The organism is Ureibacillus sp. MALMAid1270, assembly GCF_049202975.1.
Lineage (GTDB): Bacteria > Bacillota > Bacilli > Bacillales_A > Planococcaceae > Ureibacillus.
This window is the reverse complement of the sequence record NZ_JBMIRP010000096.1, coordinates 98,973-109,896: the sequence shown is the minus strand read 5'-3', so window position 1 is coordinate 109,896 and position 10,924 is coordinate 98,973. Positions and strand designations below refer to the sequence as shown.

Genomic DNA, 10,924 nt, shown 5'->3' with positions numbered 1-10,924 from the left:
TAATGGCAATAGGTTTCTTTGTCATGGACATTTTTGAAAATACAATGAAAATAATGAGTGTGCAGGCCATTCCAATCCAATTTCCAGTAATTTTGGTTCATTTCACCCAGAAAAATTGTTATTTATTCCGAGACTCTATTTTTATAGTACCACATGGTATATTTCACATTAAGATAATGTACAAATACAAAAGCGAAAGAAGGTTTGATCTTCTTGGTAAAACAAAAAATCTCGAAAACAAATGCTGTCCGCATTTTAGAACAACAAAAAATTAACTATCAATTATTTGAATATGAAGTAGATGAACATATTGATGGGATATCAGTTGCGGCAAAGATCGGAAAAGATGTTTCTCTCGTTTATAAGACTCTGGTAACAACAGCAGGAGCGGGAAAATTTTTTGTTTTTGTAATTCCTGTATTGAACGAGTTAGATTTGAAAAAATGCGCAAAAGTAGCTGGAGAAAAGAGAGTTGAAATGATTTATGTGAATGACTTATTAAATACAACTGGGTACATTCGCGGAGGATGCTCTCCCATAGGAATGAAAAAATTGTTTCCGACATTTGTTCACGATAGTGCAAGGGAACTTGATTTTCTCATTGTTAGTGCAGGCAAGAGAGGTATGCAAATTCAACTCGATCCGAATGACTTATTAAAAGTTACGAAAGGGAAATTTGCTAATATAATCAAATAATAATTTAGTAAATATTCATACTAATGTTTTCTATCATTTGATAAAGAGACACTCATAATCATGGGTATATAAAGAAAGAAGGATTTTTTGTAATGAGGAAAGTATATTCATGGCGATGGGCGTTTTTCTTAGTTGGAATCATCCTATTGTCATTAGGTATATCAATGGTCATTAAAGGCGCGGTAGGAACAAGTGCATGGGATGTTCTTCATATTGCACTATTTGAAAACTTTGGATTAACAATTGGAACGTGGAACATTATTACTGGTCTATTAGTGATTACATTTACTTCAATAATGGCAAAAAGCTTTCCTAAAATGGGAACTTGGATTAACATGGTTATGTGTGGTGTTTTTATAGACTTCTTTTATTGGTTATTGCCTGTAGCACCATCTTTAATAATTCAAATTATCTACTTTTTACTTGGAATACTCGTCCTCGGTTTCGGTTGTGGGATGTACATTGCACCTAATCTTGGAGCTGGTCCACGAGACTCACTTATGATGCTCATTGTTGAAAAATTTGGTGGTTCTATTAAAGTGGCTAGGATGAGTATTGAGCTAGCAGTTGCACTCATTGGATGGATATTAGGTGGACCACTTGGAGTAGGGACAGTGATTATCGCTATATGTTCAGGATATGTCGTACAGTTTTCATTACCATATTGCCGAAAAATGCTATTGAAAGCCATTGGTGAAGTAGAAGAGATGAAGCCATTTTTCTAATTAACTAACATTCTCGTAAAAGATTCGTATTCTTTTACGAGTTTTTTTATTCAAAGTATAATTTAGGAACAAATGGTTGAACAAGGGAGGGAATTCTCTGTCGTATATCCAAATAGGTAATATTACTGTAAAAACAGAATGGATTGCTTTTGTTATTGCACTTCTCTTAATCATGTTAATAGAGAGGTTTATTTATAAAAAGTCTGCATCAATGTTTCAAGATGCTTTGTTTTATTACATCCTTGTGTGGAAATTTAGTTATATCTTTTTTGAGTGGCCGATTTTCATAAAAAATCCTATGTCGGTGCTTTATTTTAGTGGAGGGATATGGGGACATATTCTCGGTGTTGTAGTAGCTGGAGGAATATTAATCTATAAAACAAAAAGGCGAAATGAAACACTAATTTGGAAAGACTGGTTATATTCATTTGCTGAATTTTATCTTTTATTTCAAGCTAGTGTATTTGTATTGTCTGAAAATTGGACTGTCGGAATTATTATTTTGGTAGTTTATATATTAATCGCAATAAAGAAAAGTTCTAATGAAAGTCCAAATTGGATGTTTATTTTGATCGTATTAAATTTAGTTTTCCTATCCTACAATCAAAAGGTTTTCTCCATAGAAGGTTGGACTTTTTTGGTGATTAGTGTCATCGCCGTAAGCTTCATCGTCAAGAAAGAAAAGGCACTTCTAAAAACTACAATATCTTGGACACTCATTGTCATATTAGCTTCTTCTGTTGCATTAAATTTTGAGAAGACAAATAAAACTGTTTTGTTAGAAGAAGCACCTGATTTCGAATTGCAAACTCTATCAGGAGAAACAGTTAGATTATCAGATTATCGAGGCAAAAAAGTAATTTTAAACTTTTGGGCTACATGGTGTCCACCGTGTAAAGCCGAAATGCCACATATGCAAAATTTCTACGAAGAACATGGGGATGAAATTGAGGTCATAGCAGTAAATTTAACTAGTCGGGATAATGGTATGGAAGGGGTAGAGAAGTTTGCTCGTGACTACGGCTTAACTTTCAAAATACCGCTAGATGTAGACGGAGTGTATGGAGAACAATATGAAATTATGTCTATACCGACTACTTATGTGTTAGATGAAAATGGACAAATCTTTCAAAAAATTATCGGCCCGATGGATCAAAATACACTTGAATCATACCTAGATTAAAGCGAATAAGAATTGTAAATGTCTCATGTTCAAGGAACACGACTATAAAGGGGATGGGTTTATATTGGCTAAGATTTTAGAAACATTTTTGGACGAGAATTTAAGGAGTCTACGTGAACAAGGTCTTTATAACGAGATTGATACTGTGGAAGGTGCAAACGGTCCAGTCATTCAAATCAATGGGAAAGAGTTAATTAACTTATCTTCTAATAATTATTTAGGATTAGCAACAAATGAAGAGCTTAAGAGAGTAGCAAATGAAGCAATTAACAAGTATGGTGTTGGAGCTGGAGCGGTTCGAACGATCAATGGGACGCTTGATTTGCATGTAGAACTTGAAAAAAAACTTGCTGAATTTAAAGGTACTGAAGCAGCCATTTCGTATCAATCAGGTTTTAACTGTAATATGGCTGCCATTTCAGCTGTAATGGACCAGCATGATGCAATTTTATCCGACCAATTAAATCATGCTTCAATTATTGATGGATGTCGCTTATCGAAAGCGAAAATTATTGCCTTTAACCATTCGGATATGGTGGATTTGCAGAGAAAAGCGAAAGAAGCTGTTGAATCTGGAAATTACCGAAAGATAATGGTTATCACAGATGGTGTATTTTCTATGGATGGTGACATTGCAAAACTACCTGAAATCATTGACATTGCAAAGCAATTTGATTTGATCACTTATGTTGATGACGCTCATGGCTCTGGTGTGACAGGGAAGGGTAAAGGAACAGTAAAACACTTTGGTTTAGAAAATGAAGTCGATTTTCAAATTGGTACCCTTTCAAAGGCAGTAGGTGTTGTTGGTGGTTATGTTGCAGGGAAGAAGAACTTAATTGATTGGCTAAAAGTGCGATCACGTCCATTTTTATTTTCAACTGCTGTAACACCGGCTGACGTAGCAGCAACGAGTGCGGCAATAGAGTTAATCTCAGATTCTACGGAACTTGTTGATAAGCTTTGGGATAATGGGAACTACTTGAAGTCGGGGTTAAAAAATCTAGGTTTCAATATAGGTAATTCAGAAACTCCTATTACTCCATGTATCATTGGTGATGAAAAGCTTACACAACAATTTTCAAGAAGACTAATTGAAGAAGGTGTCTATGCAAAGGCAATTGTATTCCCAACAGTACCAAAAGGAACAGGTCGTGTTCGAAATATGCCTACCGCAGCCCATACAAAAGAAATGTTAGATCAGGCTATATCGATTTTTGAAAAAGTGGGTAAGGAATTAGGGGTTATTAATTGAACTTAAAATTGATAAGTAAACACAATATGTAGACCCAGAGGTGAAAAAACTTTTGGGTCTTGACGGCTGGTGCAGGTATTGTAGGTTTCTTATTAATTTTGATTTTTCGTAGAAATAAAAAAGAGTTAGGGAAAAGCTAACTCTTTTTTAATCTTTATCACTATAGCCATATATAGAGGACATTTCTTTACTAATTCTGATGACCTTCTGCACAAGTTCTGTGGAAGAATCAGTTGGGATGTTCTTTTGTAAATCCAATAATTGATTGTTCAACACGTAGAAGGGCATTACGGTCAATTAGTTCGCCATCTAGAAAAAGTCAACTCAATAAACTAAAAATCAATACAAAATGAAAAGTGTTTAAGGCAATTAATTTGTCCTAGGCACTTTTTTTCGTTTCTTTACATAGAAATAAGATAAGAAACTCTTGGAAGGATGACGACTTGAACAGCACGATCTTACATTTCTTTGGGAAAGCGTTAACTGGGCAAGGTATGAAAAATGTATATAAAGACCTTATGAAAGAAGCAAAAACGGTTTATTTTCTAAAAGGAGCAAATGGATTTAAACTTTCTGAATTACTACAAAGCCTTGGAAAGCATTATCATGATATAGGCGTTTCCATTGAGTACTTCCATGATCCGTTGTTTGAAAATAACTTTGAAGCACTATTTGTTAAAGAACCTCATAATATCTTATTCCTTCAATCTACAAGCCCTTCATTTGAACCAACCCTTTATGGTACCCGTGACAAAGTGATTTCTTTTTATGATTGTATAGATGAAGTAAAGTTAAAACAGCATGGCGAACGAATTATTCAGTTAAATAAAGATAAAGAAAAATGGCATGATAAATGTTTCCATGCTCTAGCAAGAGCAATCAAGATTCATGATGACTGGGAAATTGAAACGAGAAGACATATGGATTGGAACGGATTAAATAAACAATTCGAACAGCTTATTCAAAACCTATTTGGAAAAAATCAATTAAAAAAACGAGGAAACGAGACACATCGCCTTCTTGGTACTTTAACACCAGCTGGAGCAAGGGACACTCTTCAAAGTATTACTCAAAACGTGGAGAAACGTTACTTTATTAAAGGCTATCCTGGAACAGGAAAATCATCGATGATGAAAAAACTTGCTGGAGAAGCGTTAAATAGAGGATACGATGTACAAAAAGTTTGGTGTGGACTCGATTCCAACTCCATCGATATGGTAATCATCCCAGAGTTGAATTTCTGTATTTTTGATAGCACTGAGCCTCATGTATATTTCCCAGACCCAGCACGTGATGGCGATCAAATCTTCGATATTGCTCAACATTGCCATCCAACAGAAATAGAAGAAGAGAACATTAAAGCTATCGTCGCAAAGTATCGCTCTGCTATGTACGATGCGGTTGCCTATTGTAATCTTTATGCCGAAGCAGAAAGAGCATTAAGAGATTTAATAGATAGTAGTATTATTGATGAACAGTGGAATAATCGCATAGAGCAATTATTTCAAGATTAATATATAAATGAAAACAAGCTTGAGAGTTGGGGCAGAGTTCCGATTCTCAAGCTTGTTTTTGTTTACTTATTAGGATAATTGGTCATCATGATTCGCCAATTCCTCATCAGGTAAAGTGCTCATTCGCTTATCATAAGCAATTAAGACCACACCCAACTCTTCTTGTAATTTATTAATTTTTTCGAGTTGGTCTACATCTAATTCTGCAAATATTAACTCCTCCATTATTTACACATCCTTTCATTTTCCAAGATGTTCAACGGAGAAGCTTTCCATACGTTTTCAAAAAATTTATTGAACTCCTAGAAGGTAAAGTGGAGGAAGATATGAATTTATTAATTTGCCGTATTATTTCATTGGCACTTCATTTGTATTAAATATACCTAGCTTTTCAATTCGACTCATCGCTTCTTTAAAACGATCTTCACTTACTAAAAGCCCAATTCGGATATAACCTTCACCATACTTTCCAAATCCATTTCCTGCTGCAACAGCGACATTGGCTTTATCTAATAATAAATCAGCAAACTGCTCACTTGTGAATCCATCAGGGACTTTTAGCCAAGCGAAGAATGAACCTTTTGGAGCTTTTACGTCCCATCCAATTCGGTTCGCTTCTTTGATGAGAACATTACGTCTACTTTCATATAGTGCTCGTTGCTCTTCGACACATGTTTGGTCTCCATTTAAAGCTTCAATAGCAGCATGTTGTAAAGCAGGGAAGAGGCTTACGAATAAGTGGTCTTGAATCAGATTAATAGCTTCAATCATCGTTTCATTTCCTACAGCGAAACCAATTCTCCAACCTGCCATGTTATAGGTTTTAGATAAAGTATAAAATTCAACCCCAACATCTTTTGCTCCCTCAGCTTGAAGGAAGCTAACTGGTTTTTCACCATCGAAACCAAATGCACCATAAGCGAAATCATGTACAACTGAAATATTATTTTCCTTTGCGAATTGTACGGTATCATTGAAAAATGCTAAATCTGCTATTGCCCCGGTTGGATTGTTTGGATAGTTCAAGTACATCAGTTTTGCACGCTCAATTACATCATCAGAAAGTGATTTGTAGTCAGGTAAGAAGGAGTTCTCTTCAAGTAATGGCATTGTATCGTATTGTACATCTCCTAAAATGACTCCAGATAGATAATCAGGGTAGCCTGGGTCCGGTAAAAGTACATAGTCACCAGGGTTCAAAATTGCCATTGGAAATTCAACCAAACCAATTTTTGCTCCACCTAAAATCGCAACTTCTGTATGTGGGTTAAGATCGACATCATATTCACGTTTGTAAAAGTCTGCAATGGCTTCTTTAAACTCAGGTAATCCTCTAAAAGGTGAATATTTATGAGTTTGTGTATCAGCAGCTGCTGTTTGAAGAGCTCTTACAATAGGTTCCGGGGTTGGTTGATCCGGATTTCCTTGTCCTAAATTAATAACGTCACGCCCCTCGGCAATAGCGGCATTAACTTTTTGAACTAGTGATGCAAAAAACTGAGTAGGAAGGTTTTGAAGTTTTTTTGATAATTCCATATTTATTCCTCTTTTCTGTAAGTGTACAATTCTTATGAAAATAGTCTGTATTATATGTAAATGAAACTGCTAGTCCAAAAGAGAAGTCTCAAAAGGAACTTTTCAGACCGACTCCTTTGCATACTATTCAGAATATAATTACAATTAATATAGCAAATCTTAAATCTTTTTAATAGTAGAAATAGGAGATGGGAAAATGAAAATCGGTTGTATCCAACTAAACGTTCGATTTGGAAAAGTAGATGAAAACTATGAACGCGCGGAGCAATTCATTCGTGAAGCAGCAAGTAAAGGAGCAGAAATTGTCGTGCTTCCTGAAATGTGGAACACAGGCTTTGCATTAGAAAAATTACCTGAACTAGCAGATAAAGAAGGGGTCCGTACAAAAGAATTTTTAACAAGTCTTGCTAAAGAATTAGGTGTACATATCGTTGGCGGTTCAGTTGCAATCGAGTGTGAAGGGAAATTCTTTAACACAATGTATACTGTGAATAAGGAAGGCGAACTTCTAACTGAATATAGTAAAGCTCATTTATTTAGATTAATGAATGAAGAGAAATTTTTAGAAGCTGGGGATCAAATGAATCGCTTTGCATTAGATGACGTTGAAGCAGGGGCTGTCATCTGTTACGAAATACGATTCCCTGAATGGGTTCGTGCCCACGCTTTAGCTGGTGCAAAAGTGCTGTTCGTTTCAGCACAATGGCCAACGCCACGAATCGATCATTGGAAAACATTATTACAAGCAAGAGCAATCGAAAATCAGTGCTTCATTGTAGCAGTTAATCGTATTTCAAACAAACCTGAAAACTTCAATGGACAATCTATGATTATTGAACCGTGGGGTGAAGTTTTATGGACAGGTGCGGAAGACGAAGAACTAGCAATTATAGATGTAGATTTTTCTAAGGTGGACGAAATTCGTACAAGAATCCCAGTTTACGATGACCGTAGACCAGGTCTCTATAGTGGTGTAGTAGAAGAGTAATTTAATTAGATAAAAGTTGGATACGACATATCAGAAATTATGTGCATTGTTCCAAACCAGGATGGTAATGACACATATTTTTGATTATGACGTATCTTCATTTCGTCAAAGCACTTTATTCACATGAAAAATTCGAATTGAAAGACTTTTAAGTTTGTTGCTAAAAAGTCTTTTTTTCATTTAAAAAACCCATTATTCTAAAAAAGAATAAATTGATATTGTAGCAATCGTCAGGTACATACTGAATCTACACGTTTAGAAATTTTTTATCTTTGAGGTGTTAAATTTGAAACTACCAGAACCTTTTTTATTGAAAATGAAAAATCTATTGCAGGACGAATTCGACGCATTTATCCAAAGTTATAACGATGAAAAAAGCCATGCATTACGTGTGAATACTTTGAAAATTGATATAGCTGAGTTTTTACATAAGAATCCTTTTACGTTGGAGCGAATTCCGTGGGTAGAAACAGGGTTTTTCTATCCGCATAATGATCGACCAGGAAAGCACCCTTATCACGAAGCAGGGTTGTATTATATTCAAGAACCTAGTGCTATGGCTGTAGGGGAATTCGTTGACCCAAAGCCAGGCGAACGAGTATTGGATCTTTGCGCGGCGCCAGGCGGAAAAACTACACACCTCGCTAGCAAAATGAAAGGGGAAGGATTTTTATTATCGAATGAAATACATCCAGCTAGAGCTAAAATTCTTTCTCAAAATGTTGAACGAATGGGGATTAAAAATACAGTAGTAACAAATGAAACACCCGAACGCCTTGCTGAACGATTTCCGAGCTTCTTTGACCGTATTTTAGTGGATGCACCTTGTTCAGGTGAAGGGATGTTCCGGAAAGATGAGGAAGCAAGGGAACATTGGAGTTTAGAAAATGTGGAAATCTGTGCAAGTCGCCAAATAGATATATTAAAATCAGCAGCGACCATGCTAAAACCAGGTGGACGACTTGTTTACTCTACTTGTACTTTTTCACCTGAAGAAAATGAAGGCACAATCAGTCGCTTCTTAGAGCAACATCCAAACTTCGAAATTGTGGAAGTACAATCCTATAAGGATTTCAGTAGAGGTAGAAAAGATTGGGTAGAGAATCCGGCTGAAAATATTGAGAAAACTATTCGATTATGGCCGCATCTTATGAAGGGTGAAGGGCATTATATCGCGGTATTAAAAAAGGTAGATGGTGACTCTGATCCTCGTTTAAAATTAGCTCAGCCAAAAGTAGACTCTAATATGTTAAAGCATTATAAAGAATTTGCTAAGGAGACATTAAATTTCCTTCCAACAGGCAAATATATTACCTTTAATGACCAGTTATATCTTTTACCAGAAGAAACACTCTCTTTGGACAAGCTAAAAGTAGTACGTCCAGGCTTACACTTAGGAACATTTAAAAAGAACCGATTTGAACCTTCCCATGCTCTAGCACTATCGTTAAATCGAGAGGAAGTGAAAAATAGTTGGAATCTTTCTGTAGATTCTAAAGAGATTATTTCTTATTTAAAAGGGGAAGTATTACAAGCAAATGGTGAGAAAGGCTGGTACTTAATCGAGGTAGATGGTTACTCTATCGGTTGGGGAAAACTTGCAGGAAACGCTATGAAAAACCACTATCCAAAAGGGTTAAGATGGGTCGGAAACTTCTATTAACTATTTTAATTGCCTTCAAAGCAACTACGCTTTGGAGGTCTTTTAATTTCGATAATCTTTTCTTTCTTCTATTTACTATAAAACCATCATATATTGTGATGTAACTATTTAAGTGAAATAAATTCTACTTTTCAGCCTCTATTTGTACTTCAAATGATCGTTTTTCACTTTTGACTTATGATATTACTAGATTACAAAGGGTGAATATGTGAAGGAATTCAAACAAGATTTAATTGAAATTAGAAAGAACATATTTATTTCAAAAAGCGATCCGGATTTTCTAAAAAAGTATGTAAAATACAATCCAACTGATTCTGAAAAATTATTCGAGTATGCAAAAGAGCTTGAATCAAATGGTGAAACATTAAAGGCTTATCAATTCTTCTCAAAAGCTGCTAGATACGGACATTATCAAGCAAATAAGATAATAGAAAACACGGCGAAATCAGTAACAGTTGCACCCCTTGCTCACGCCCATGTCTATCAAAAGAGGAATACAAGTAATACCCCCATTGCAGTACTTATAGCCATTCTTCTTATCCTTTTACTACTCCTTACAAGTATTATTTTTTTTTATTTTCTAACTGATTGGTTTGGGATGACGAAAATAAATGAAACAAACGTATATGAAAAAAATATAACACATGCAACAATGATCAACGCATCGCCAACAAAAACAGAAGAATTAGTATTTATTGCACTACATAGCGCAATTGAAAACTATCAAGATGTTAACGGTGTTTATCCTATGTCTCTTTCGGAGCTTATAGAGGGAGCTCCTAATAATTACTTATCATTTATCCCTAATACGGTGGAATATGAAAGGACAAGTAGTGGCTTTATATTATCTGTAGATGGAATAAATGGGAGTGCAGCTGCAGCAGATGGACAGTTATCTCTAGTTTTTTATGAAAAAACGAATGAACTAGGACTTTTAAAAGGTGGACAAGAGTTACTTGCTTTATATCCGGTAGCAGCTGGAAAGGAAGCAGCACCACCTAGTGAATCCATTGTTACAAGTCGAGTTGTATCACCAAATGGTGGTGAAGGTGCTCTTGGGACAAGGGGCTTACAGCTGACAGATCAATTTGCCATACACGGCACAAACCAACCGGATTTAATTGGAGAAAACGTGTCTATGGGATGTCTACGAATGAAAAATGAAGACATTGAAACACTTTTCCCATACATTCCATTATGGACTCCATTTTTTGTGGAAAGTGAAAGTGTACCAGGCAAACCGATCTTCGCAAATGGACTACCTTCATTTCCCGGACTTCCAGAACAACATGACTTTATAAAGGAAACTACACCGGATATTGTGTATAACTGGAGATTGTAGATGACGTATCGCGACTGAAATG

The 10,924-nt window shown here is 35.6% G+C and carries 10 protein-coding genes; 8 read left to right on the top strand and 2 right to left on the bottom strand.

Annotation, left to right across the window (positions count from 1 at the left end; translation table 11 throughout):
- Nucleotides 1-213 precede the first annotated feature (213 nt).
- The 5 genes from ybaK (at nt 214) to ACOQFO_RS15325 (ending at nt 5,373) form a co-directional block, all read left to right on the top strand.
- The gene (ybaK, locus tag ACOQFO_RS15345) at nt 214-696 is read left to right on the top strand and encodes a Cys-tRNA(Pro) deacylase (protein ID WP_421690549.1); all 483 of its coding nucleotides are present in this window, start codon (nt 214-216) and stop codon (nt 694-696) included.
- Between the two features lie 92 nt (nt 697-788).
- The gene (locus ACOQFO_RS15340) at nt 789-1,421 is read left to right on the top strand and encodes a YczE/YyaS/YitT family protein (RefSeq protein ID WP_421690548.1); all 633 of its coding nucleotides are present in this window, start codon (nt 789-791) and stop codon (nt 1,419-1,421) included.
- A gap of 76 nt (nt 1,422-1,497) precedes the next feature.
- Nucleotides 1,498-2,604: a TlpA family protein disulfide reductase gene (locus tag ACOQFO_RS15335; RefSeq protein ID WP_421690547.1), complete on the top strand. Its 1,107-nt coding sequence runs from the start codon at nt 1,498-1,500 to the stop codon at nt 2,602-2,604.
- A 64-nt stretch (nt 2,605-2,668) separates the two neighbouring features.
- Nucleotides 2,669-3,859: a glycine C-acetyltransferase gene (locus ACOQFO_RS15330; protein ID WP_421690546.1), complete on the top strand. Its 1,191-nt coding sequence runs from the start codon at nt 2,669-2,671 to the stop codon at nt 3,857-3,859.
- A gap of 443 nt (nt 3,860-4,302) precedes the next feature.
- Nucleotides 4,303-5,373, top strand: a complete 1,071-nt coding sequence (locus tag ACOQFO_RS15325) for a nucleotide kinase (RefSeq protein WP_421690545.1) — start codon at nt 4,303-4,305, stop codon at nt 5,371-5,373.
- Between the two features lie 69 nt (nt 5,374-5,442).
- Here the strand turns inward: ACOQFO_RS15325 and ACOQFO_RS15320 are convergent, their stop codons facing one another.
- Together ACOQFO_RS15320 and ACOQFO_RS15315 are read right to left on the bottom strand one after the other, a co-directional pair.
- On the bottom strand, nt 5,443-5,598 hold the full coding sequence (locus ACOQFO_RS15320; protein WP_421690544.1) for a hypothetical protein: 156 nt from the start codon (nt 5,596-5,598) through the stop codon (nt 5,443-5,445).
- A 123-nt stretch (nt 5,599-5,721) separates the two neighbouring features.
- A complete protein-coding gene (locus tag ACOQFO_RS15315) occupies nt 5,722-6,909 on the bottom strand; it encodes a pyridoxal phosphate-dependent aminotransferase (protein WP_421690543.1) in 1,188 nt (395 codons plus the stop codon).
- Nucleotides 6,910-7,105: 196 nt separating this feature from the next.
- On the opposite strand from ACOQFO_RS15315, the gene ACOQFO_RS15310 reads away from it, so the two are divergent.
- From ACOQFO_RS15310 to ACOQFO_RS15300, 3 genes are all read left to right on the top strand, one after another.
- Complete coding sequence (locus ACOQFO_RS15310; RefSeq protein WP_421690542.1) at nt 7,106-7,897, top strand: carbon-nitrogen family hydrolase; 792 nt, start codon at nt 7,106-7,108, stop codon at nt 7,895-7,897.
- A 286-nt stretch (nt 7,898-8,183) separates the two neighbouring features.
- Nucleotides 8,184-9,560 (top strand): RsmF rRNA methyltransferase first C-terminal domain-containing protein, encoded by a 1,377-nt coding sequence (locus tag ACOQFO_RS15305; RefSeq protein WP_421690541.1) that lies wholly within the window; start codon nt 8,184-8,186, stop codon nt 9,558-9,560.
- A gap of 208 nt (nt 9,561-9,768) precedes the next feature.
- Nucleotides 9,769-10,902: a L,D-transpeptidase gene (locus tag ACOQFO_RS15300; protein ID WP_421690540.1), complete on the top strand. Its 1,134-nt coding sequence runs from the start codon at nt 9,769-9,771 to the stop codon at nt 10,900-10,902.
- The last annotated feature ends 22 nt before the right edge of the window (nt 10,903-10,924 follow it).

Bases quoted from the DNA above. Each gene is read 5' to 3' on its own strand.
- ACOQFO_RS15340 (WP_421690548.1), top strand. From the start codon at position 789: ATGAGGAAAGTATATTCATGGCGATGGGCGTTTTTCTTAGTTGGAATC.
- ACOQFO_RS15320 (WP_421690544.1), bottom strand. From the start codon at position 5,598: ATGGAGGAGTTAATATTTGCAGAATTAGATGTAGACCAACTCGAAAAA.
- ACOQFO_RS15315 (WP_421690543.1), bottom strand. From the start codon at position 6,909: ATGGAATTATCAAAAAAACTTCAAAACCTTCCTACTCAGTTTTTTGCA.
- ACOQFO_RS15310 (WP_421690542.1), top strand. From the start codon at position 7,106: ATGAAAATCGGTTGTATCCAACTAAACGTTCGATTTGGAAAAGTAGAT.